General features: G+C 40.8%; 17 protein-coding genes, 1 tRNA gene and 1 pseudogene. 10 read left to right on the top strand and 9 right to left on the bottom strand.

Translation table 11 applies throughout. The features are described from left to right. The first annotated feature begins 230 nt into the window (after nucleotides 1–230). The 3 genes from DSM08_RS18695 to DSM08_RS18685 all read left to right on the top strand — a co-directional run bounded on the left by DSM08_RS18695 (nucleotide 231) and on the right by DSM08_RS18685 (nucleotide 2,639). Nucleotides 231–1,793: a calcineurin-like phosphoesterase C-terminal domain-containing protein gene (locus DSM08_RS18695; protein ID WP_149527553.1), complete on the top strand. Its 1,563-nt coding sequence runs from the start codon at nucleotides 231–233 to the stop codon at nucleotides 1,791–1,793. 397 nt (nucleotides 1,794–2,190) lie between these two features. Beyond that, a complete protein-coding gene (locus DSM08_RS18690) occupies nucleotides 2,191–2,487 on the top strand; it encodes a hypothetical protein (RefSeq protein ID WP_149527552.1) in 297 nt (98 codons plus the stop codon). Nucleotides 2,488–2,566: 79 nt separating this feature from the next. Further along, nucleotides 2,567–2,639, top strand: a tRNA-Lys gene (locus DSM08_RS18685). 408 nt (nucleotides 2,640–3,047) lie between these two features. Here the strand turns inward: DSM08_RS18685 and DSM08_RS18675 are convergent. Genes DSM08_RS18675 through DSM08_RS18665 form a run of 3 tightly spaced genes read right to left on the bottom strand, consistent with a single transcriptional unit; the run spans nucleotide 3,048 to nucleotide 7,266 of the window. Further along, complete coding sequence (locus tag DSM08_RS18675) at nucleotides 3,048–3,893, bottom strand: mechanosensitive ion channel family protein (protein WP_149527551.1); 846 nt, start codon at nucleotides 3,891–3,893, stop codon at nucleotides 3,048–3,050. Between the two features lie 11 nt (nucleotides 3,894–3,904). After that, nucleotides 3,905–6,160 carry a glucosylglycerol-phosphate synthase gene (gene ggpS / locus DSM08_RS18670; protein ID WP_246172364.1) on the bottom strand — a complete coding sequence of 752 codons (2,256 nt, stop codon included), beginning with the start codon at nucleotides 6,158–6,160 and terminating at the stop codon, nucleotides 3,905–3,907. Beyond that, nucleotides 6,157–7,266 carry an NAD(P)H-dependent glycerol-3-phosphate dehydrogenase gene (locus tag DSM08_RS18665; protein WP_149527550.1) on the bottom strand — a complete coding sequence of 370 codons (1,110 nt, stop codon included), beginning with the start codon at nucleotides 7,264–7,266 and terminating at the stop codon, nucleotides 6,157–6,159. Before DSM08_RS18665 ends, ggpS begins: the two co-directional genes overlap by 4 nt. A 48-nt stretch (nucleotides 7,267–7,314) precedes the next feature. Between DSM08_RS18665 and DSM08_RS19315 the strand changes: the two are divergent. The 5 genes and pseudogenes from DSM08_RS19315 to nhaA all read left to right on the top strand — a co-directional run bounded on the left by DSM08_RS19315 (nucleotide 7,315) and on the right by nhaA (nucleotide 12,088). Beyond that, a pseudogene (locus tag DSM08_RS19315) lies at nucleotides 7,315–8,691 on the top strand (TrkH family potassium uptake protein). Nucleotides 8,692–8,695: 4 nt separating this feature from the next. Further along, nucleotides 8,696–9,091 (top strand): potassium channel family protein, encoded by a 396-nt coding sequence (locus DSM08_RS19220; RefSeq protein WP_223110841.1) that lies wholly within the window; start codon nucleotides 8,696–8,698, stop codon nucleotides 9,089–9,091. A gap of 17 nt (nucleotides 9,092–9,108) precedes the next feature. Next, a complete protein-coding gene (locus tag DSM08_RS19490; RefSeq protein ID WP_223110840.1) occupies nucleotides 9,109–9,354 on the top strand; it encodes a TrkA C-terminal domain-containing protein in 246 nt (81 codons plus the stop codon). 13 nt (nucleotides 9,355–9,367) lie between these two features. Further along, nucleotides 9,368–10,891, top strand: coding sequence for an alanine/glycine:cation symporter family protein (locus tag DSM08_RS18650; RefSeq protein WP_246172362.1), 1,524 nt, complete (start codon nucleotides 9,368–9,370; stop codon nucleotides 10,889–10,891). Between the two features lie 3 nt (nucleotides 10,892–10,894). Next, nucleotides 10,895–12,088 carry a Na+/H+ antiporter NhaA gene (gene nhaA, locus DSM08_RS18645; RefSeq protein WP_149527549.1) on the top strand — a complete coding sequence of 398 codons (1,194 nt, stop codon included), beginning with the start codon at nucleotides 10,895–10,897 and terminating at the stop codon, nucleotides 12,086–12,088. A 613-nt stretch (nucleotides 12,089–12,701) separates the two neighbouring features. Here nhaA and DSM08_RS18640 read toward each other — a convergent pair. Next, the gene (locus tag DSM08_RS18640; protein ID WP_246172360.1) at nucleotides 12,702–13,940 is read right to left on the bottom strand and encodes a DUF389 domain-containing protein; all 1,239 of its coding nucleotides are present in this window, start codon (nucleotides 13,938–13,940) and stop codon (nucleotides 12,702–12,704) included. An 859-nt stretch (nucleotides 13,941–14,799) separates the two neighbouring features. Between DSM08_RS18640 and DSM08_RS18635 the strand changes: the two genes are divergently transcribed. Next, nucleotides 14,800–15,549: an NYN domain-containing protein gene (locus DSM08_RS18635; protein WP_149527547.1), complete on the top strand. Its 750-nt coding sequence runs from the start codon at nucleotides 14,800–14,802 to the stop codon at nucleotides 15,547–15,549. 671 nt (nucleotides 15,550–16,220) lie between these two features. Here the strand turns inward: DSM08_RS18635 and DSM08_RS18630 are convergent. Both DSM08_RS18630 and DSM08_RS18625 read right to left on the bottom strand, forming a co-directional pair. Next, nucleotides 16,221–17,294: a hypothetical protein gene (locus DSM08_RS18630; RefSeq protein ID WP_149527546.1), complete on the bottom strand. Its 1,074-nt coding sequence runs from the start codon at nucleotides 17,292–17,294 to the stop codon at nucleotides 16,221–16,223. Nucleotides 17,295–17,310: 16 nt separating this feature from the next. Then, a complete protein-coding gene (locus DSM08_RS18625; RefSeq protein WP_187773917.1) occupies nucleotides 17,311–18,528 on the bottom strand; it encodes a glycosyltransferase family 4 protein in 1,218 nt (405 codons plus the stop codon). 154 nt (nucleotides 18,529–18,682) lie between these two features. On the opposite strand from DSM08_RS18625, the gene DSM08_RS18620 reads away from it, so the two are divergent. Then, nucleotides 18,683–20,149, top strand: coding sequence for a glycoside hydrolase family 130 protein (locus DSM08_RS18620; protein WP_149527544.1), 1,467 nt, complete (start codon nucleotides 18,683–18,685; stop codon nucleotides 20,147–20,149). Nucleotides 20,150–20,167: 18 nt separating this feature from the next. Here DSM08_RS18620 and DSM08_RS18615 read toward each other — a convergent pair whose 3' ends face one another. The 3 genes from DSM08_RS18615 to DSM08_RS18605 are packed head-to-tail and all read right to left on the bottom strand — an operon-like array spanning nucleotide 20,168 to nucleotide 23,765. Beyond that, nucleotides 20,168–20,827, bottom strand: a complete 660-nt coding sequence (locus DSM08_RS18615) for a DUF6766 family protein (RefSeq protein ID WP_149527543.1) — start codon at nucleotides 20,825–20,827, stop codon at nucleotides 20,168–20,170. A gap of 12 nt (nucleotides 20,828–20,839) precedes the next feature. After that, nucleotides 20,840–21,571, bottom strand: a complete 732-nt coding sequence (locus tag DSM08_RS18610) for an SDR family oxidoreductase (protein WP_187773916.1) — start codon at nucleotides 21,569–21,571, stop codon at nucleotides 20,840–20,842. A gap of 1 nt (nucleotide 21,572) precedes the next feature. After that, the gene (locus DSM08_RS18605; RefSeq protein ID WP_149527541.1) at nucleotides 21,573–23,765 is read right to left on the bottom strand and encodes a hypothetical protein; all 2,193 of its coding nucleotides are present in this window, start codon (nucleotides 23,763–23,765) and stop codon (nucleotides 21,573–21,575) included. Between the last annotated feature and the right edge of the window lie 72 nt (nucleotides 23,766–23,837).

The raw sequence follows: 23,837 nt of genomic DNA, 5'->3' as shown, positions 1-23,837 counted from the left end.
AATTAGATTTGAAACATTAGACATTAAATTTAAGACTCTATCGTGTCTATTCTTCTATCCTTCCTTCTTGGCTAAAGGGGTGAAAAAAAATGTTTTGTCTGAATCAGGAAATGAAGAATGCATGGGTGTGTCAACTGTCTAATATTTCATGTCTAAAATCTAATTTAACATTCGCATAATCCCTTGTTAAACCTAGAAGCCTAGTTTTGCCCTATCAACAACCAAGAAATATGAAAAAACTATATTGGTCCTTGTTGGCATGTCTTTTATATGGGACAGCCGTAGGACAGGATTTTGCAAAGGGGACGGTCTATGTAGACGAAAATGGCAATGGTCGTCAGGATAGAAAAGAGGCTGGATTGCAGGGGGTCAGTGTGAGTAATGGCCGTGAGGTGGTATTGACTGACAAGAACGGGAAATACGAGCTTCCGGTACAGAACGACAACATTATTTTTGTGATTAAGCCTTCGGGTTATGCTTTGCCTTTGGATCAGAACAACTTGCCGAAGTTTTACTATATCCATAAGCCACAGGGCTCGCCTCAGTTAAAATATGCGGGGGTAGCACCGACAGGGCCCCTTCCGAAAGCGATAGATTTTGGATTGAAAAAACAGGAGGAACCTAAGTCTTTCTCAGCCTTTGTTTTTGGTGATCCACAGGCTTATAATGATGATGAATTAGGTTATTTCCTGAATGGCGTTGTTAAGGAGGCTAATCAAAAGAAAGGCCCTTTATTTGGAATCAGCTTAGGGGATTTGGTAGGCGATAATTTGACCTTGCATCCTGGATATCAGCAGGCGATCGGACAGATGGGGCTGCCATGGTTTAATGTGATGGGAAACCATGATATGAACTATGACGTGGAACAGGACTCCTTAGCGGATGAAGGATTTGAGCGTGCTTTTGGACCGGCGAATTATGCATTCAACGTTGGAAATGCGCATTTTATCGTGTTGGATAATATCATCTATCCGCATCCTAAAACTGGCAAGGGCTATCAGGGTGGTCTGCGTGCGGATCAATTGGATTTTGTGGAGAACAACTTGAAACAGGTTCCGAAGGATAAGTTGATCGTATTGGCATTTCATATTCCTTTGAATGTGGAGAACAATGCTTCTTTCCGCAATGAGGACAGACAGCGCTTGTTCGATCTGTTAGCGCCATATGCAAATACGCTTTCCCTGTCTGCTCATACCCATTATCAGCAGCAGAATTTCTATACCGAAAAACATGGTTGGAAAGGTGAGAAGCCGCATCATGAGTATAATGTAGGGACGACTTCGGGCGACTGGTATTCCGGTATCTTGAATGCAAAGGGTATTCCTACTTCGACAATGCGCGATGGTACACCAAAGGGGTATGCGATATTAGCGATCGATGATAATAAGTACACGTTCAGCTATAAAGTGGTCGATCAGGCGGATGATTATGCAATCGCCTTATTCGGTCCTTCCGTTGTTAAACAGAAGTACACTGGCCGTTATTCGGTTTTTGCAAATTTCTTCTTAGGTTCTGCAAATGATCAGATTCGCTATCGAATCGATAATAAGGAGTGGAAAACGATGCAAAGAATCGAAGCAGAAGATCCTGCTTATATGAAAGAGTTGCTGGTTTACGATGGGGCAACTGTTTTAGTTCCCGGAAGAAGACCGAGCAATGCAGTGAAATCTGCACACCTTTGGAAGTTGGATTTACCGAAACTAAAAGCCGGAAAGCATAGCATTGCAATTGAAGCGGTGGATATGTTCGGAAGAACAAATACGGCGACAAAAGAGATTGAGGTTGTTGAATAAAATAACTATTAAAAAAAAGGAGTCATAGAGGGCAGTTCATTAGTAGAAATGTCCTTAGTAAGAAAACTATGAATTGGGGTTGGTTGTTGCGCGGATGCAGCGAACGTTTCTACCTTCTGATTTCTTTTCTGAAGTGAAGGTAATCGAGCTCCAGCTAAACAGCCAAAGTGTGTTGGTAATAGGTTGATTGATACCGAAAAGTTTGTTTTGGAATAAGCTTGGGGTGATCGATACGATACACGGCCAATGCTTTTTCTATCACAAAGAAAGGGATAAGAAGCTTGGAAAGATGTTTGCTGTTTCTTATCCAGAGAAGTTATAAATTCAGGCAGCTACGGCGCTGCTGAGCAGAAATAAGGAGGATAAATCGCAGACGACTAATTTTCCTGCTTCTTTCGTGCCCGTGTTATTTGGTGGGGAGAATTATCTGTATATCGAGCTGGAGCTAGCAAATTCTTGGAAACAGGGATTGGGATATTGGCTTGGCGGTGTAGGTTGTGCTGCAATAGTGCAAAGCGCGATCAAAGGGAAAGGCATCGTTTGGGATTTTAAAGCGCAAGAGTTTAATTTTTTTAGAAACTGCAAGGACTTTAATGAGTTTATCGCAGATAAGTATCCGGAAGGAGTGCAGGATTGTGAGGGTCAGCAATCAGATATGTTGAAGGTAAGGGAAACGGTGGAGAAAGTGATGTAGGGAGGGATGTCGATTCGGCAAAAAATATGATTATTTATTTGATTTTTTTGCGAGGTCTTGTACCTTTGAAGTGTTAATTGACTTCGTAGCTCAGTTGGTAGAGCAACAGACTCTTAATCTGTGGGTCCTGAGTTCGAGCCTCAGCGGGGTCACTTCTCGGGACAAGTCTAAAAACGATAGACTTGTCCCATTTTTTTTACCCTGTAACTTGCTGTTATTCTGATAAATAAGAGCAATCGCAGAATTTCGTCTTGGAGTTTGATGTCTTGTTCCGTCAAATTCCAAAAATTCGGGGAACATCGAAACCACTATAAGCCTTTTTTCTTCAATATCGCCGTTTTCATAGCGTCTATCAATGTCTGCGACCTTTTTTAAGGTGGAAGCCACTAAGTCTTTAATCTCTGTTCCGACTACTGCCAAGTCGTTAATCTTCTTTCCAAAACTATTCGTTCAGCCCTGAAAGGCAATTCAAATGTTTTCAATTTTTAGATTAGTATGAATTACCAATTGTACGGACTTTAAAAAATATCGGATTTAAGCGACAAGTAATTTATCTACCGTTAATTCTGCTTGAAATGGATATCTGCTTGCGGAAAGGGTATCTCAATACCTGCATTGTCAAGAGCTTCTTTACAGCTGATGATAAGCTGCTCCTGCATCGTCCAGAAGTTTTCATTATTGGTAGTAACCCGAATAGAGAGATTGATAGCACTATCTCCAAGGTTCGTTACGACTACATCCGGCGCAGGGTCCGAAAATGCATGTTCGTTTTTATTTATGATGTCCAATAAGATCGTTTTCGCTTTTCGCAAATCAGCTTCATACGACACGCCGATATCAAACCAAGTTCGTCGTGTCCCGAGCTCAGTATAGTTGGTAATATTACTATTCGAGAGCTCCCCATTTGGGATGACAACCAACTGATTTTGAGGCGTCACGAGTTTGGTGTTAAAAATATCTATGACCTTAACCGTTCCATCTACACCAGTTGAAGAAGAGATATAATCACCGACTCTAAAAGGTTTGAATAGTAAGATCAATACCCCGCCAGCAAAATTAGACAATGATCCTTGTAAAGACATGCCAATTGCTAGGCCGGCCGCACCAATCACCGCAATAAATGTCGAAGTTTGCACACCCAATTGGCTAACGACCACAATAAAGAGCATTACTTTTAGTATCCAGTTAATCAAGTTACCAAGAAATGTCCGAATGCTCGGTTCAATATCTCTTTTCACGAAAATCCGATCCACTAGCTTTCGAACCATACGAATCAGCCATAATCCTAGGAACAGTACCAGTGCTGCGGACACCAATGAACTGATTAAAATGGGAGCATATGCAATAGCACTATCTATAAATTTCTCGATTTTACCTTCTACATTTTCCAATTGTTCTACTTTCATGTGTCTTAATTTTAAACTTCGTTAGTGTTGTTACTCTCCTCAAGTTCTCTTACAAAATCCTCCCCCCAGTAATGAATGTCATAGTGCTTAATTTGTTGAAGAGACCTTTTAATTCGCAAATGTGCTTCATCTTCCTGCATGGTAAGAGCCTGATGTAAGGACTCAATCATGCTTCGGCGATCATATGGATTTGTGGGGACACAATATGGTAGTTCGACGGATGCTCCCGCAAATTCCGAGAGGACCAAAACACCCGACTGGTTCAAGAGCCCATGTGTGGCGATAAACTCTTTGGAGACTAGGTTCAGACCGTCTCTTAGCGGGGTAATCCATGCCACATCGGCCAGGGCATACTGAATAAGAACCTCTTCAAATGGAAGTGCTTGGAAGAAATATTGGATTGGCGTCCAGTCCAACCTAGCATACTTACCATTGATTTCTCCCACAGCCTGATTAACTTGATCCCTGATCTTATCATAGATACGCATGCCCTTTGATGGTGGAGTACAGACGTTGATCAGTTCGACCTTTCCTTGAAATTCTGGGTATTCCTTCAGAAATTCCCCAAAGGCCAGTACCTTTTCTAACGGCCCCTTCACATAGTCCATCCTCTCAATAGACACAATACGTTTGATTTCTTTATTTGCGACCTCCAATTTGTAAGTTTCAATTCGCTTGGCGATTTCTTCTTTAGCTAACAAACCTTCTATCAGTCCATAATTCACACCAACCGGTTGTGCACCCAATCGAATCGTTCGTCCTTCCACCGAAATTATTTTGGTCATCTCCTCGACTCCAAGCGCCATGCTGTATGTAAGAAATTGTTTGGAAACATTTATCGTTTTTAATCGCTTAAACGGAGTATGGCTGCGAAGTACATCAATAAAGTTCTCGACATACCGCGGAATATGAAAACTGATAAAGTCACACATCAGCAAGCTCCCGATGATTTCCCGTCTCCATGGTATCGTGTTAAAAATATCCGCCGCAGGAAATGCCGTATGATGAAAGAAACCAATTTTGAGATCTGGACGCATCGTTTTCAAGTACGATGGAACCATCCACAGGTTATATTCGTGAATCCAAACCAACGCTTCAGGTTCAGCTTCCTGCGCTATTCGCTTAGCAAATAATCTGTTGATTTTCAAATAATGTTCCCAGTCCAGATGGTTAAATTTAGCCTTATCGACAAAGGAAAATATTGTTGGCCAAAATGCCTCCTTGGAGAATACCCTATAAAATTTATCAATATCCTTTTGGGAAAGTGAGATAGGTGAAACATCTAGGTTAGGGAATTTATCAACATCAACCTTATTCCTCACATCCTTATTTCCAACCCCCAGATCTACTTCCTCACCAATCCAAATGCCGGATCTCCCCTTTTCAAAGAGTCCTAATAAAGAAGGGATTATGCCATTGGGGCTTTGGGGAGGAACTTGCTTAACTTTTCCATCGACCATCATACGTTCATATGGAAGCCGGTGGTAAACCATGACCAGCTGTCGATCATTTGAATTTTGCCGAAGAATTGGTTCTTCAATGACATCATTTACATAGGCTGCAAATTCCTTATTTTTCTTCATGGATTCAAGAATTCCACCAGCACCAGCATGGCGTGCCTGATATACATTCAATAGATTAGCAGTCGCTTCTAGGAGTGCAATTTCCGACTCTCCTACGACAACACCTTGAAACTCTGTATGAAACAGAGATAGGTCGTTCAATGTGTCTCCAGCGACCAACACCCTATTGGCAGGAATACCCAAAAGAGTCACCAATTTTTTTAGTGTACTTCCTTTATTTACACCTTTAGGAAGAATATCCAAATATTTATCCACGGATGTAACTACATCACAACCTCGTTTCTCAGCAATTTTTTGAACTTTAGCAAGATCGGTACTTGTATCGTAATAATACGAACAACGCCGCTGTTGAGGAACTCGTTGGTATATTAAACTAGGAATTCCTCTGAAATCCTCCTGAAGTTCATACACAGAGGGCCAATTGCGTTCGATTTCATGTTGAATGGAATCAATAGAAGTGAGTGTAGTACCATCACAAATGGTGGCCCCTACGTCGGCGATTATAAAATTTGGGGTTGGGATTATCGGATCATTTAGCAAAGGGATAACCGATTCCAATCCGCGCCCTGTTACAAAAACCAATTGGATATCCTTATTTTCTTTAATAATCTGATAGAGTTTTAAGCGATCTTCGATTGATCCGCCAAGAAAAGTTCCGTCTAAGTCTGTAGCTAATAGCATCATATTAATGTTTCCTCCAATTCCTTAAATTTAGATTCGACTGATTGGTTTCGGTATAGGATTTCATATATAGATTCCAGTATAGGTAAATTCAACCCTTGCTCGTTCGCATAGCCAAAAAGTCCCTGTGCTGCCCGGTAGCCTTCAGCCACCATTCCTAATTTATTTACTGCTGCTTCAGCCGAGTGGCCTTGGGCTATTAATTCTCCAAAACGTCGGTTTCGACTGTTGTTCGAATATCCGGTAACCAACAGATCACCTGTGTAAGTAGAATTTAATATTTCCCTTTGCTTACCGAGTGTAGAATCAAGAATATTTTGCATTTCCAACAGAGCATTGCTAACGAGTACTGCCATGAAATTATCTCCATAACCTAAACCTTTGGCCATACCGCTAGCTATACCCAATACATTTTTATAAATAGATGCATAGCCGAGCCCAATTGGGTCGCTGTTACTTCGAACTTGGATGTAAGGTCTTCTGAACAACATACTTAATTTATCAACTGTATCTTGGTTTACGCACGATAAACTCAGGTAAGTTGGTTTGCTTTCTGCAATTTCTTCCGAATGGCAAGGGCCTGCAATTGAAACGATTTCATCCATTGGTATTTTCAACGTTCTGCTTAGAAAACTACTAGGAATTTCATTGCTCTTTCCAACAGTTCCTTTCATCGCAGATAAAACAATCTTATTTTTAAAAAGGGAAGGGTCAATGCCATTACATACTTGTTGCAAGGCGTCGCTTGGAACAGCAAAAATGATAATTCTTGCTCGAGATACCACTTGCTGCAGGTTATCAGATGGAAAAGTAAATAAAAGATCTAGCTTAACCTGCGGAAGATAACTTGGATTACTTCCATGCTCCATGATATGCTTAACTTGCTCCTTTCTTCGAAGGTACCAATAGGTTGGGATTTTATTTTCGGTCAATATTTTTACTAAAGCAGTAGCCCAACTTCCACCGCCAACAACACTTACTTCAATCAATATTTCGGGATTTTTTGCAGAATAGAATATAGGTCTGGATTCTGCCGTTAAATAATTAATGAGCAATAAAGTTAGGTAAAAATAAACTAATAAGCAAATATTAGAGAGTATTAATTTCATTTTAGGGAACTAAGCATGATTTTATAACTTTGAATAAACCGAAGAGATTTGAAGAGATTCTACAACCCCGCGCAACCTTTTGCCGGCAGTTTTATTTTTCTGATTATGGCGGGGACTTTTTTGTTGTCCCTTCCAATTTCCAGCTCCCATCCTATCGCTTGGGTCGACGCACTCTTTACAGCCACAAGTGCAGTATGTGTAACAGGACTGATCGTGGTCGATACGGCATCTGCATTTACTCCCTTGGGTAAGCTCATCATAATGTTCCTCATACAGCTTGGTGGACTGGGAATATTGACATTTGCCTCCTATTTTGCTTATTTCTTTAAGGGCGGGTCATCCTATGAAAACCAATTGGCCAGTAGGGACATGGCCAACTCGGAAAAATTGGGAGAGGTATTCCTGTTGTTAAAGCGTATCATCCTCATCACTTTCTCCATCGAGGCAGCTGGCGCACTCTTACTTTATATCTGTACACCAGAATTCAAAGTTTTGGGAGTTGGTCGACACCTTTTCTTTTGTATTTTCCACTCTATCTCTTCCTTTTGCAACGCCGGATTTTCGACCCTTCCGCTTGGACTGGCAGAAAAGTCCGTCCTGTTCAACTACCCTTTTCAACTGATAATCATTGGGCTGTTTGTAATTGGTGGCTTGGGTTTCCCGATTGTCATCAACCTGCTGCGTTACCTCTAGCATTTGGCCAACAGAATAATCAAACGGTATGTCGAAAATCAAAATACATACAAACCATGGGTGATCAATATCAATAGTAAGATCAACCTAGTAACAACCCTGGGCATCACTGTATTTGCCACTATTCTTCTTTGGCTGCTGGAAGGTGAAGCGGCTTTCAGCGAACACGGAACATTTGGACGTTGGGTAACTGCATTGTTTACGGCCAGTACACCACGAACGGCGGGATATAACAGCATTGACTTTGCGCAGCTGCAAGTTCCCAGCATTCTCTTTATCATCTTTTTGATGTGGATCGGAGCATCTCCTAATTCAACGGGCGGCGGTATAAAGACCAGTACATTTGCTGTTGCAGTATTGAATATCCTCAGCTTGGCACGCGGAAAAGAGCGGTTGGAAATATATAGAAGGGAAATTGCAGATATAACCCTAAAAAGAGCATTTGCCACGATGACTCTCTCCTTATTTATTATTGGTATGTGCATTTTGCACATCAGCGCATTTGAAAAAGAGTTCACGCTGATGCAGATTGCCTTTGAATGTTTCTCGGCTTATAGCACGGTAGGCCTCACACTAGGGATTACCTTTAAGCTTTCCACGGCGAGCAAAGTTATATTAGTTGCTTTAATGTTTATTGGACGGGTTACCATGCTTTCTATTATGATCGCAATCTTCAAGAAAGTAAAATTCACCAATTACCGGTACGCGAAAGAAGAACTTACCATAAATTAAAGATATGAAATTCATCATTATAGGATTGGGAAATTTTGGGGCATCACTGGCTATAAAACTCACGGCTCAGGGAAACGAAGTCATTGGTGTAGACATCAAACTTGAGCGCATTACCGCGTTGAAGGAACACATCACACATACCATAGCAATCGACGCGTCCGATCCCGTTGCTTTTACCTCCCTCCCTCTTAAGAATACCGATATTGTCGTTGTGGCCATAGGAGAAAACGAGGGAGCCAACATCATGGTCACCGCGCTTTGTAAAGAAGCACGGGTCAAACGGCTCATCAGCCGTGCGGTGAACAATCTGCATGAAAAGGTTCTGAACGCGATAGGAGTTTCAGAGATCGTACATCCCGAAGAAGAAACTGCAGAGCGTTGGTCAAAAAAATTGAGCTAAATTCGAATTATAGCATAGTGGAAGCTGTCGTTCCTGAAAAGTATGTTGGCCGTTCAATCCAAGAAATTGGGTTCCGGGAACATTATGAAATTTTGGTACTTACCATACTCAAAAAAACAGAGCGCGATTCATTGATTGGAAAAAGTAAGATCGTGACTACGGTCTTACATGGAATACCAAAACCAGACACTGTATTGCAACAAGGTGAAATCATTGTGATTTATGGCGATAACCGAAACATTAAGGAATTTCTGAAACGTTAATTACAAAATATTATTGCAGGTATTAAACTTTATAAATATAATCTATATAATAATTCTACTTAATCGGTCATCTTTTTATATTTTGCAGCCATCGTCTATGGAAATACTGCAAAAAATCGTTGATAATATCTATAAGTTGGTTTGGTCGGAATTATTGGTTTACCTCTGTCTTTTGACAGGAACCTATTTTACAATTCGTTTCCGATTGCCTCAATTGCGCTACCTCAATGAAATGATTCGTCTATTATTCTCGGGTAAAGCATCGTCAAAAGGCATTTCATCTTTCCAAGCTTTTTCCTTGGCAATATCTGGCCGGGTAGGAACAGGAAACATTGCCGGAGTAGCAACAGCCATAGGGATGGGAGGCCCAGGAGCAATATTTTGGATGTGGGTCATAGCCTTTGTTGGGAGTGCCTCAGCCATTGTCGAGGCCACATTAGGTCAGCTATATAAACAAGAAATTAATGGCGAATATCGAGGCGGTCCAGCTTATTATATTCACTATGGCTTGAAAAACAAAGCTTTTGCTATAATTTTTGCAGTTGTAACCATCGTAAGCACAGGCTTCCTATTACCTAGCGTCCAATCAAACAGCATCGCTGTAGCCATGGATACTGCATTTGGCACTTCAGGATTTGTAACCGCTGGGATATTAATTATTCTCATGGGACTCATTATAGTTGGAGGGGTAAAACGCATTGGGAAGGTTTCTGAATTAGTCGTTCCTTTTATGGCAGGTATTTATATTTTAATGGCACTCGTGATCATTGGCATCAACTATCAAGAAATTCCATCCGTATTTTCTCTGATTTTCCGATCTGCCTTCAGTTTGGACGCTACCTTTGGCGGTATCGTAGGCGCCGCCATTTCTTGGGGTGTAAAGAGAGGAATTTACAGTAACGAAGCTGGGCAAGGCACCGCACCGCACGCTGCTGCGGCGGCTGAAGTAGATCATCCCTTCAAACAGGGGCTTGTTCAAGGATTTTCGGTTTATGTCGACACACTGTTCGTATGTACGGCCACGGCCTTGATGATATTATTTACGGGACAATACAACGTTCAGGGTGCAGATGGTAATTTTATCATTGAAAATTTGAAAGGTATTGAAATGGGCCCCACATTTACCCAAATGGCCGTTTCTCTCCACTTTCCGCTATTAGGAAGTTCTTTTGTAGCGATTGCCTTAGCATTTTTTGCATTTACTACCATTATGGCGTATTATTATATCGCCGAAACAAATGTTAACTTTCTATTCCAGGAACAAAAGAACAGCCTATATATTTGGGGATTACGCTTCTTGCTATTAGTTTCAATTTTCCAAGGCTGTATAACGACAGCATCTACAGCATGGCAATTGGGCGACATCGGTGTTGGGTTGATGGCCTGGCTCAACATTCTTGCAATTCTATTACTCCATAAAAAAGTAGTTCTTTTAGAACAAGATTATGCTATGCAAAAAAGCGTAGGTCAAAATCCTCGATTTTATAACAAAACCTATAATATACCGAATGTTCCTATTTGGGAATCTAAAAAATAAATTATGCCTCAATTGATTAACCTCAACGTATTTAAAAATTTCCTCCGTTCTAGTAATGCAGGAGGTACCTTGCTATTTTTCGCTGTCATTATTTCTATGATTGTAGCCAACAGCAGTTTTGCTCAACCTTTGCAACAACTACTTGATCGACAATTGGGATTTGAAAATGAGTCGATTCACTTGAAATATTCCATCCTCTTATGGATAAACGATGGATTGATGGCCATCTTCTTCCTAATGGTAGGGCTGGAAATCAAACGAGAAATTGTCGAAGGAGAACTATCTTCACCTAAGAAAGCCTCTCTACCCATATTGTGCGCATTGGGGGGAGCTGTTGTTCCAGCATTAGTCTATTTAAGCTTGAACGCCGGATCTGAGGCCGCGTCGGGATGGGGAATTCCAATGGCGACAGATATCGCATTCGCTCTAGCCGTAATCAGTTTGCTCGGCAACAAGGTGCCAGCTAGTCTGAAAATATTTTTAGCTGCATTAGCCATTGTTGACGACCTTATCGCGATTTTAGTCATTGCGTTTTTCTATTCGTCGGGTATCGAGACAACGTACCTTGGTTATGCCGCAATAGCATTAGCCGTATTAATCGCTATGAACAGACTAAACATACAAAATCCTTACCTTTATTTAATTCCAGGGGTTTTTGTATGGTATTTTGTTCATCACTCGGGTATTCATGCAACTATAGCAGGTGTATTAGTAGCCTTGACCATCCCTACCAACGACACGGACATAGAATCACCGTTAGAACGACTGGAGCATGCATTGGTAAAACCGGTTAACCTTTTAATCATCCCTATCTTTGCCTTCGCAAATACAAATATTACCTTAGAAAGTTCTATGGTACAGGGCTTAACTTCATCTTTGGGATTGGGAATATCCCTAGGCTTATTATTAGGTAAACCTATCGGGATTTTACTCACCGCTTTTCTATGTCAAAAATTAAAGCTGTCTACATTACCCGAAAATTCAACTTGGAGACATATTCTTGGAGTTGGGTTATTAGCTGGTATAGGCTTTACCATGTCTATTTTTATCGCTTTACTATCCTTTGAATCTGTCATTCATATCGCGGAAGCAAAATTAGCAATTCTGCTCACTTCGCTGCTCGCGGGTGTGGTTGGATATTTAGTTTTGAGGTCTGGAAAAAACTGGAACGCTATCTCTAGAACCGCAATTAAATAAACGATAACTATTCAATCTAAGAAAAGAAAGTAATTCTCATTTTATTAATCATCGTTCTATAATCAATTGGGCGATGATTTTTTTATTATAAATAACAGTGAAAACACATTTTAACGCGAATAATTAAAGAAATGTTTAGGGATTTAATAAAGCGTATGTTGATTTTAGTTAAATAGATACTTTAAGCATTGCCAAATCATCACAAAAGTAGATATCGCAATAAAAATTGAAACCATCAGGGTACAAATCCGCCTATTTTCTTTCATTGTCAGATATTTTCCACTTAAAATTCAGCAAGTGCCAGATTAACTTTCCTCTTCACTGTATAAACCCATTACTACAAGACGAGGATAGTCTTGGCTTGACCCAAATCATAAAAGATCTAGTAGATCGTTTTGCGCATTTACGTAACACATCTATGTTTCACGTAAAGAAAAAGCAAACCATCTTAAGTTAATTATCAAACCATAGAATAAAAATTCACCAAAAACAAATTCAATATTTAGAAAAAAAGCAAAATATTGACCAAATTTTCCATTGAATAATTTTGCCATAATAGGTGTCCCCTCCCTTGCAATAAGGTCAACTGTACTGGTCTAAATTAGCACAACGATCAATCAGCACTTTGCATGACCAAGACGCTGTCTGATTTCAACTTCACACTAAGCCAAGACGACAAGCGATTTAATTGTTCTTTCGGGAGCTCTTTATCAGCATCATACAGTAGTACCGTCCTATTGAAGCTGCTATCGGCATTCACGAAAACAGTCTGCTTACCAATTGAAAATGGAGCAAGGTCAGGGTACAGAGCGGTAATCTCTTTAATGGTTTCTCTATCTTTAAATGTATAAGCTGCTAGCTCATTTCGGAGGTTCTGAATCGTAATGTCTTTCTCAGAAACATGCTGTGATTGCTTTTGTATTTCAGCAAGAATATCCCCTTTCAAGTCGCTGGTATCCTGCCGAATTAGTAACTCAGTTCCGTCAAGACGGTAGCTACCCAAACGGGCTTGAAGATCTTTAATTTCATCGTTGCCGAATCGCTTATCAAGAAAGGCTAGTTCAATTTTTTTGGCTCTATTGTTAAAGTGCGTCTTTTCATAAATTAGTGTATACCCTTTATTGGTAAATTCATTTTCGATAAAAGCGTTAACCTGTTGGACAAACTTACGTTCCTGCAAAAGACTATAAGCCAAGTAAAAGCTAGGAACAAGCATAATAACAATAAGTGCAGAAATCGTTCGAGTAATTCTCTTTTCACGTAAGGTATCTACAAATTTTACCTTAGGATATTTAAGCAGTTTGACAATCAGGAAAGTGGATATACAAATAAAAAAACAGTTAATTGTATAAAGGTAAATTGCTCCTCCAAAATAACTGAAATTTCCAATAGCAAGGCCGTAACCAGCAGTACAAAGAGGAGGCATTAATGCTGTTGCAATCGCGACACCTGGAATGGGATTGCCTTTCTCTTTCCGTGTAATGGCAATAACGCCGACCAAACCTCCAAAAAAGGCAATCAGCACATCATAGATATTTGGAGAGGTACGCGCTAGGAGTTCTGACTGCGCTTCCTTAAATGGACTTAATAGAAAATATAAAAAAGAAACCAGTAAACTAACTGCAGTAGCGATAGCAAGGTTTTTAGCGGATTTCTTCAACAAATCAAAGTCATATGTTCCTAATGCGAATCCTGCGCCTACAATAGGCCCCATTAAGGGCGAAATAAGCATTGCTCCGATAATAACAGCAGTTGAATTAACATTTAAACCTACAGAAGCAATGACGATGGCACAAGCCAATATCCAAAGGTTTGCTCCACGAAAAGAAATATTGGAAATAACATTTTCCAAGACCTTTTCCTTCTCGTCCTCACCATAATGAAGATTGAAAAAACGTATAAATTTAATCATATATATTAAAGATAGCTATACATAAATGCTTCAAATCTATTACAATAATTCAATATAAAAAACATAAGAGATAATACAATGTAGCTTTTTATCTAACTATAATTATTTTTAAAAAATTTATAAATAACAAACCATTTCAAAATCTTTCAAATAGTTTCAGAATTCGCCAGTAATCTCTCTATAAAATTTCCCTATTAAATTTTCAACTCATCAAGAAAAAACAAAATTGATTTTATGTTTTCACTCCTCCTCATTTTCTCTATATCAGTTTTCTTTTTCAAATTAATTTATGCTTAGAAGCCGAAAGGAATTCACAGTTTTCATTTTGGATTACATCTTTTTTCAACTTATTCAATCTCCTCAAATCTTCTAATAAATGGTTCGAGTTTTGCACCAGCGGGTTCACTACTTGGGGTAAGTTTAGAAAAATAAACTTGTCCCATTTTTATTACTCAGAATTTACTTGCCTTATGATTGATGAGCGTGATGGCTTAATCGAGTTTTGAGGCTGGATGTGGCGTGCTGTGAAATACCAAAAATTCAGGGAACATCGAGTCAATTATCATATGTTTCCCTTAACAATATTGTTTTCAGCTAGATATAAGAACTCTTGTTCGTGCGAAATTAAACAGGGATGGAATCCGCTCTTTGAACGAGGAGTAGAGCAAAGAGAGGCCGGTACGCTTCGCATTAATTATTTAGACTTTTTTATTATTTGAGAATGTCTTTCTCAAGCGTGCATTTATTTGTAAATTGCTTATGCTGTTAGAAGTCATCCGATAAACTAAAGAGGTACTCGATGAAAGAAGATAAATTGGCGGTATTGATCGACGCGGATAATGTTCCTTATTCCAACGTGAAAGAGATGCTGGAAGAAATTGCGAAAAATGGGACTCCCACCATCAAAAGAATCTATGCGGATTGGACGACCTCCAGAGTTTCCGGATGGAAAGCGGTGTTATTGGAAAATGCGATTACCCCAATTCAGCAATACAGTTACACGATAGGCAAGAATTCTACCGATAGCGCGATGATCATTGACGCGATGGATATCTTGTATTCGGAAAAGGTTACTGGTTTCTGCATTGTTTCTAGTGACAGCGATTTTACGCGATTAGCGACCCGACTACGAGAGGCAGGCATGCGTGTGATCGGCTTTGGCGAGAAAAAGACGCCAAAACCTTTTATTTCGGCCTGTGACAAGTTTATTTATTTAGAAATTTTGAAGGCGACTGCGGAAAAGGTAGAGAAACCTTCAGCAAGGGCTACAACGGCGCGACGAGCGAAGAAGGAAGAACCGATCAGCAAAGTGGACAAAGAAACCATTAGAATATTAACGGAAAGTGTGAATGATTTGGCGGATGAGACGGGATGGACATTCTTAGCGCATCTAGGAAATTATATCCTCAAGAAGAAACCTGATTTCGACCCCCGAAATTATGGCTTTCAAAAGCTATTGCCGCTGATAAAAGACACGAAGAAGTTTGCTATCGATGAGCGTGATACCAATAACGAAAGCGTCAAGCATATCTTTATCAAACCGAAATGATTTTAAAGTCGTATATGGCTTGCCTAAGCAAAGGGTTTCATTGGAAGATTGGCTGTATAATATTGGTCTAACGTATACTAGCTTTGTTAGCAGGTTATATAATTTTTTACATGACATGTTCTTATTGGCTTCGCGCGCTTAAAATTAATTGGACTTGAAGTTTACCTCTGTAGATTTCTTCATAGTCTAAGCTTTGGTTCGCATCGGTTGCTACATTAATTGGAAGAATAGCGTATGATATTCTTGCCGCGTATTGGCATTTCCGTATAAAAATTCATTCAAACATCTTCTTAGGCAAGTTATGTTGAGAATAGGGGCTGTGTAGGAAAGTTTTTGTAAGAAGGCTCGTGAATAGAGGACTAATGAAGCATTTGGAGAGTACAAAGGAATATTCATCCAGATGAATAGCGACCGCAAAGCATGGGGCGAAATTTGTATCCATTTAAAGTTTAGAAGAGTTTGACCCCGAACCCCCAATAACTTCTTCACCTCCCTGCTAACATGAAATAGAACGCCCGATTTCGTTTGGGTATAAGCGCTATCAAAGGAAAGCCACGCTATCGATTGTATTAAATGAGTATGTATCCAAATGAAGGAATTATAAGCAACGGTTCAAGTCGATTGGCTCAGTAATGAAAATGACCTTATGAAGTTTAGCCCAAGTTGGTTTTTTATCCATGCGACCGCCGCACCAACAAATAACTCATCCAAAAAGCCAAGTTACTTTCGGCACCTTGGTTCTTATTTACTCCATAAGATTCCAACCCGTCATAACAAGAGCCTTCCACCGGATTATATAAACTCCTTCCCATATCATTCTTCCCTAAATACCACAGAAAGGCCATATTCGCCTTCTCCAACCAGACTTCTCTCCCATCCAAACTATATACCTCCTGATACAGTAACATAATCGAGGGAACCTCAATAGGTTGCTGACCAAATACACTTGGTTCCTCGCCTCTTCTATACCAACCCTCATTACCAACAATCGAAAGATGGCTCTCTCGAAATAATATTTTATCCAAAAAATGGAAACTTTCTAGACCGATTTCTTCCCAATCCTTTTTTCTAAGCAACCGGGCGGCGCGAATCAAACTCAGAGGAACAACCGCATTATCATAGGAAATTATCTCTTCATACCAACGCCAGTTGTCAGTCGCACATGCCCGATACTCATTTACCAAAAAAGTCGATAGATCCTGCAATTTCTCTAAATACTGTCCGTCATTGGGCCTGTATGCTAGCGCGTCTACTAGTCCCAAAATCAGATAAGCGACCGCTCGAACGGATCGAAAGCCTGAGAAGTGGGGTATGGAACGATTAAAAAGATCGAACGCTAATGGATGATAGGCCGAAAACCGTTCATTGGCCAATAGCACACCTAAAGACCAAATACAGCGACCAACACTATCATCGGAGCCTACATCTTCGAGAAATCGAAGATCATAAGACATAAAATTACGAAACCTCCCGTCGTCCTGTTGGGAGTATGCGATAAACGAGAGGTAAGCTCGAAAAAGTGGATGTTCCAAAGTCGGATGACCATACTGATCCGCTAGTACAAACAAAAGCATTGCCCGGCAATTATCGTCCAGACAATATCCATGTCTATAGTCAGGAATATTATATAAAGCATGCTGATAGATTCCTGTCGGGCTACTTATCTTCTCGATATATCGTAAATCCAAACGAGGTACCGCCTCGAAAAAGCGCTCAACTTCCTGATTTATATCTTCTTTATTCAATATCTATAATCCCTTTCTAGTTGTTTGCTGTTCTACGTTGCGATTGATGTTTTAGCGGGAGCAACTGAGTAAATTCATTCTTAACCGTTAATGCTTTCACCACTCCGCTGGTTTCCTTAGGCATTAAGCTACGAATCAATTCAATCTGCTGCTTGCCCACATTTGGCCAAGACATTTTCTTTCCATAGGCTAATGCACGATTTCTGTAAGAATTCATTAATAATGGGTTGCTCAATAAGCGATTTAGGCACTCTGCAAGCCCTTCGGAATCATTGAAATCAAATAAGCAGCCGCGGTCATCCGCTAACAGATCTTTTGCATACCAATACGGTGTGGACAGGACTGCGGCACCAGCGCCTAAAGCAAAGGTAAGGGTGCCACTGCTCATCTGGTTTACATTCGGATAAGGCGTGACATAAATATCACATGCTTTTAAATAAATCTGCAAAAGCGCATCGCTTGCATACTTATTAACGAACATAACCTTCCCGCTCAAACCAAGGCTGGCCGCCTGTTGTATCAATTCGTTCTTATAACTTTCGCCCTCATGCAGCAATACGTTTGGATGCGTCGCCCCAAGGATGATGTACAAGAAATTATCATCTTTAATCTTCGAAACGGCTTCAATTGCCACCTCATAGCCTTTACTTCTCCCCAACAGACCAAAAGATAGCATCACGGTCTTTCCCTCCAAACCTAAATACTCCTTCGCCTCTTCTGCGGTTATTTGAAAATCCGGCACACCGTGAGGAATTAACTTGATCTTGGAACGAGGGATATGATAGACGTCCGTTAAAACACGGATAGCGCGATCGGTCATCACCGTAATCTTGCTGCTCAACTCCGCTAATCGCTTAATCACGCGCTTTTCATCGACTGATGGAGAATCCAACACGGTATGTAGATTACTGATAATAGGAATAGTAAGTTGTTCCAACAAAGGCAAAATGTGATCGCCGGCAGATCCTCCAAAAATTCCAAATTCATGCTGTAAGATACAGCAATCGTAGTCATTTTGATTGATCCAATCGCCCGCAGAAATATATTCTTCCTTTTCGTGCTGCTGTACAGAATAGACCACCTGCTTCGGAAAGTTTTGTTCCGAGCCATTGGAAATAGCCATAATCTCCGCCTCTTTCCCGTTCTCAACTAATGATTTGTACAAATCATGACTAAATGTTGCAATTCCACATTGCCTCGGAAGGTAAGTTCCTATTATTAATGTCCTTTTCATGTAAATCTTTGATTTATGCCTCTGCAGCCAGTGCATTTAATGAACAAGCCAAATGGCTAAATGTTCGCTCTCGTTGGTTAAATATTAAATCAATCTGACAATGAACACTTTTAGGGATTTAGATGTTATAACAAAACCTACTAAATAAAATAATATGGGAATTACAATAACTCGAAAAAACATATTCTTTAAACCTAAACTGGATAGAGTACTCGCGCGAAGATTCGTCTTATCGCCAGAACGCTCGAAAAAGATAATCAATCGGGTGTTGAGCATGTCAGAGGTTGATAAGGAAAGCATACTTAATCAAATTCTCCGAAATTACGCTAGTCGACATCGCAGTATCATCAACATACTGGAACGAAATTTTACCGTCGTCGAACCAATACTCAAGGAGCTGAAGATCAGCAAGCAATCGCTTTCCGATGAGGATATCTTACTGATAGGTTCGTACTTTACGATGGAGTATTCTATTGAAGCGGCGGCGTACTTCAATCCCTCTATCGTGCTGTCGCCCGATCAATCGCAAACGCATGAAGGAGAAAAAAGAATTATTATGAGCTTCAGAGCGGTGGGCGAGGGGCATCTTTCGTCAATCGTATTCCGGTCCGCCGTTATCGACAAAAACTTAGATATACATCTCGATGAAGTCGGTATATTATTGGATAAACCCAAGCATATTAAAAATCACCGTTATAAAAAAGCGGAATTCATCGAAAGGCTCGTTGATTTGCATCAGCCGGAAGAGCATGTGCAAAAGGTAATTGAAGACAAGCTGACGGACACTTTTACCTACGACGAGTTGCAACGTTTCGTCAGGGAAATAAAAGAGGAACAGGAAGATTTAAGTTACGACAGTCAGATTCTAATGCAACAAATGCTGTGGTTAGCATCCTCGCATTATGAAATATCTTATTCCCGCGATACTTCTATCTCAGAACGGGTTATTTTCCCCATATCGGATACCGAGAAAAACGGAATCGAAGATGCTCGTTTTGTACAGTTTATTTCCGACAAAGGCAAAGCAACATACTATGCTACTTATACTGCGTATGATGGATATTCAATTCTTCCAAAACTATTGTCTACTAAGGATTTTGTCAACTTCAAAATACAGCCTTTAAACGGTAAAATCGCTAACAAGGGCGCAGCTCTATTTCCGCGGAAAATTAAGGGGAAATATGCTATGCTCTGCCGTGTAGATGGAGAAAATAGCTACGTGGCATTCTCCAACTCCCTCACCAATTGGCACGAGGAGATTAAGCTTGTTGGAGAACCTGAATACCCGTGGGAATTTATTCAAGTAGGAAACTGTGGGTCACCGGTAGAGACCAAAGAAGGATGGTTGGTTATTACCCATTCCGTAGGTCCTATGCGCGAATATTCCATCGGCGCTCTTTTATTGGATCTTGAAGACCCTACTAAAGTAATCGGAAAACTGAAAAAACCGCTTTTGTTTGCCAATGAAACCGAGCGAAATGGTTATGTACCAAACGTCCTCTATTCTTGTGGACAGATTATCCATAACAATCATCTGATATTGCCATACGCATACTCCGACCAAGAGTCGACATATGCAACGGTATGTTTGGATGAACTATTGAAAAATTTAGTGGATTAATAAATAAGGGGCGGCTGATTAGCCGCCCTTTCCTGTCTCCATATGTGGGCTATCGACCGGTTTTGATTCCGGTGAGCCCTTTTGACGCAAGTAAATCGACAAAATAACGATTGATGCAACAGACAGAAATTCGCTCTGCCAATTCTGAAAGGTTTCGAACCAAAACGTAGGTTCCGTCAGGAATTCCGATAAGCCAACTAACGGCTCCTTTTTCAAAGCATGCTCTTCATTAACATTGAGAAAACTGCCGTATAAATGTCCAATCCAGGAGAACAAGAAGAGGACTATAAAGGCAATAGAAAGCGATCGCTTGTAGAGCATAAGGCGCCACCCACCTTGCTTTACAGGCCGGGGAGCGTCGCGATGTGCAACCGGCTCTCGATCCACCTCTTCCGTACCTGAAAGTTTTTTTGATTCTGCCGAACCGATTTGGCGCAAAGAAATCGTTAGAATCACATACATGGCCATCTGCAGAAACTCACTTTGAAAATTCTCGAAGGTAGCCGACAGAAAATGTCCACTGGTCAGATAAGTCGAGAATCCTAAGAATGAACCTTCTTCCTGATATAGCGATGCTTGTTCTTTCCAGCCAAAATAAACCTGCGCAATTAAGGCTAAAATAAAAAGCGCTATAAAAACAATCGATAGACTATTTCTATACCAAAAATTTCGTTGCATAAAAAACTGATATTAGATAAATTGCCGTAATGGTTTTACTTTGACTTCTACGATGGTGACCCGTCGGTCTTGATTTATGACAAAACTGATCAGACGCGATATATCTTCCGCCTTTAACATCTCTTTTTTTTCTTGCAGTTCAGCTTGTTCCTCGGGAGAAGGCGACTGCATATCGGTTCCTACCGAACCCGGCTCAATCAATGTGACTCGAATGTTGTGCGGATTTATTTCTTTACGAAGCGCCTCCGTAAATCCTTGTATGCCCGCTTTGCTTGCTACATACCCAGAACTACCTCCGTCTCGGGTATCCGAACTCATCGATCCGATATTGATAATATCGCCCTCAATTTTTTGTGCGATCATCCTCTCAGCGAAAAAACTGGATAAAAGAAGGTAGGCATCTAAGTTTGTCTTGGTCATATAAACTATGTCTTGATGTTCTGCATCAACCACGCCTGAGAAGCCTACGCTGGCATTGTTGATCAACACGTCAAAAGGACCATGAGATTCCCAAACGCTGCGCAAGAAATCTGGAAGTGCTGCTTGGTCTGTTAAGTCCTGTAGTTCGTAAGCGATGCGATCCGCTACCCCTAAGTCCTTCGCGTCGTTTAACAAATCGTCCAATTTCTGCCCGTCCCGACCGATAACAAATACATCGAAGCCTTCTTCAGCCAACTGGAGTGTCGTCGCTCTGCCGATACCTGCCGTACCGCCAGTTAAAAAGATTTTTTTTGTTCTATTCATATCATATACGATTAATTGTGATTCTCTGTCCGCCTGCAAATTCATACGTTTTATTGTAGCGGTCTAAAACTATTTTTTCCCCATTTTCTGAAGTTATGCTGTACTGATGACGACGGCGACCGACCAGTTGTAGATTGAAGGAAAACTGTTTGTCTCCAAAAACATGAACCACCGTACGCTTGTCTCCGTCGGAAACGAGGACGTAGGGATAATCAAGATGACAGAACTGATCTTCCGCCAATGGAATAAGTTGCAGATGAGCCAGCTGAAATAGGGCGCCTGCGCCGTAAACCTCTTGGCCCACCTGTCCGACAGGATCCCATCCATCACCGAGGTCTTCCAAGGGTATCCATGAATCCGCCAATAAGTAGCCCGTCTTCGGTTCTTCAGCTAGAATGTCGGCAGGGAGGAGTGCAGGAGAATAGTAAGGTACACGCGCTGAAGCGTATTTCACATACTCACAAGCCATACCTTCCAATTCAGCAGGCATCGTTGCCCCCTCCTGCTGAAGCAATCTGAGATAACGATAGATTGATGCGATACATTCTTGTTCTTCAAACACGGCAGCGTATGGGGCATCCTTTAGCGGATATAAGGAAAAAAAAGAGGGATATTCCTTGGCATTCCCATATTGTCGATTCCATAGGGACGTATTCCGCAGTAGATTCGATAAGCAGAGGTAGCTGTAGGATAAATATTTCTCTTCTTTGCTGACAGACCACAAGGAAACCAGTGCTTCAGCTGTGTATGCGGTATTGTTGGACTGATAAAGAAGCTCTAAACCATAGTCGAATAGAGTCTTGCCAGCACGTTTGGCTTCTTTCAAAAAATTTATTTTCCCAAAAAGCTGATACGCTTGTAGCATCAGTAAGGCATACAGTCCGCCGACATCCTTCTGCCCCGCATCTCCTGGTTGAGCCTCCCGCTTGACGACAGCTAAGGTATCGATATCATAAAAAATAGGCCAGCGATAATCAAAGTGATGCGCCACTTTTATACAGTAATCTAGAGAGTCTTCGACTTGCTGCTTCAGTCCTCCCGAAAAAGGATAATCTTTTAAAACGGAAATGAGATGTAATAGCGGATGGTGCAGATACCAGGAATCCATTATACGCGCTTTCTTTTGCTCCTCTGAATGATCCAAGTGGTGCGCCTTATCAGGAATCCAACGACCAATCGATTTGATCTTTTCGTCATAAAAAGCTCCAATTCCTTCCAACAGAACTTGGCAGAGTTGCTTGGCCTTCGTTTTGTTGAACTTGTTGCCGTATTGGAACAGCGCAGATAACACCGCAGCTTGCACCATGCTCTCAGCAGGGGTTTTGTAATCGTTTATGTAGGCATTGAGATATGGGTGATCAGCAATTTGTTGCCAACAGCCGACCGTATTTGCTAGATCGTCTAAAACCCTTTTGGCATAGCGATGTATCGGAGCAAGGCGTATAGGTGGTTTGTCCAGCTGCTGATAGGCAGCATAGAGATAGCGATCATATTGTTCGGAGATCGTAAGATCGTCTTTTAGGGATATAGATGAATAGTAAAGCTGAGCATCGCTTAGTACGTATGGTTTGCCAGCCTGAAGCATGCCTTCGAATTCCGCCGGAAGGTAGAAACCAAAATCAGGGAAATCAATTCTTACCGTATCGGCCAAAGTACTCCTACTATCCTCAGCAAACTCATTAAGGGAAGTCAAATTTTGGAAATAGAATAGACTACCTGGTAATGATTTGACCTGGAAGTAGCAGAGCCCGGATCGCAATTGGGTCTGCGCTAGATAGATTTCCCCTGAGCTTGCATCTTTTTGTGGTGATATCCGTACGAAATTCTCTGCCATTCTGGTGAGATTTCGCATATTTCGCTTGGGAGTAAATGTCGTTTTCCACGCTATTGCAAAATCGAAATTTGTGTCGAAATTGATTTCGATAGCATAGTTGCCTATTACAGATGCTAGGGAAATATGAACAGCAGAGTCGGAATGGTGTAGAATGTTAAGGCTTTCTATTTGGTCAATGAGTGTTATGGGGCGTGTCAAAAGGCAGACATTCGACGATAAATGAACTTGCAATAAAATCTCCCGTCTGTCCTGTATAAGGCTTGCGTCTATTCCCTTCCAATTCCAGCTACAGACCTCGTGGAAATTTCCGTTAACGATTGTTTGCTGTGTTAACTGTGTACTATTCCCTAGAACATCCATAATTTCATTGATTTTATATGGGGAACATTCTAGCTACATAAATGGTTGAACAAGAATTATGTTCGGGTATAA

This window comes from Sphingobacterium hotanense (assembly GCF_008274825.1).
In the GTDB taxonomy this organism is placed as follows: Bacteria; Bacteroidota; Bacteroidia; order Sphingobacteriales; family Sphingobacteriaceae; genus Sphingobacterium; species Sphingobacterium hotanense.
Note: the sequence above shows the minus strand (reverse complement) of the source record. Positions and strands in the feature narration are given on the sequence as shown.

What these genes read in the sequence shown, in the direction of transcription:
- DSM08_RS18695 (WP_149527553.1), top strand. Translation starts at nt 231, where the DNA reads ATGAAAAAACTATATTGGTCCTTGTTGGCATGTCTTTTATATGGGACA.
- DSM08_RS18675 (WP_149527551.1), bottom strand. Translation starts at nt 3,893, where the DNA reads ATGAAAGTAGAACAATTGGAAAATGTAGAAGGTAAAATCGAGAAATTT.
- ggpS (WP_246172364.1), bottom strand. Translation starts at nt 6,160, where the DNA reads ATGATGCTATTAGCTACAGACTTAGACGGAACTTTTCTTGGCGGATCA.
- DSM08_RS18665 (WP_149527550.1), bottom strand. Translation starts at nt 7,266, where the DNA reads ATGAAATTAATACTCTCTAATATTTGCTTATTAGTTTATTTTTACCTA.
- DSM08_RS19220 (WP_223110841.1), top strand. Translation starts at nt 8,696, where the DNA reads ATGAAATTCATCATTATAGGATTGGGAAATTTTGGGGCATCACTGGCT.
- nhaA (WP_149527549.1), top strand. Translation starts at nt 10,895, where the DNA reads ATGCCTCAATTGATTAACCTCAACGTATTTAAAAATTTCCTCCGTTCT.
- DSM08_RS18635 (WP_149527547.1), top strand. Translation starts at nt 14,800, where the DNA reads ATGAAAGAAGATAAATTGGCGGTATTGATCGACGCGGATAATGTTCCT.
- DSM08_RS18625 (WP_187773917.1), bottom strand. Translation starts at nt 18,528, where the DNA reads ATGAAAAGGACATTAATAATAGGAACTTACCTTCCGAGGCAATGTGGA.
- DSM08_RS18620 (WP_149527544.1), top strand. Translation starts at nt 18,683, where the DNA reads ATGGGAATTACAATAACTCGAAAAAACATATTCTTTAAACCTAAACTG.
- DSM08_RS18615 (WP_149527543.1), bottom strand. Translation starts at nt 20,827, where the DNA reads ATGCAACGAAATTTTTGGTATAGAAATAGTCTATCGATTGTTTTTATA.
- DSM08_RS18610 (WP_187773916.1), bottom strand. Translation starts at nt 21,571, where the DNA reads ATGAATAGAACAAAAAAAATCTTTTTAACTGGCGGTACGGCAGGTATC.
- DSM08_RS18605 (WP_149527541.1), bottom strand. Translation starts at nt 23,765, where the DNA reads ATGGATGTTCTAGGGAATAGTACACAGTTAACACAGCAAACAATCGTT.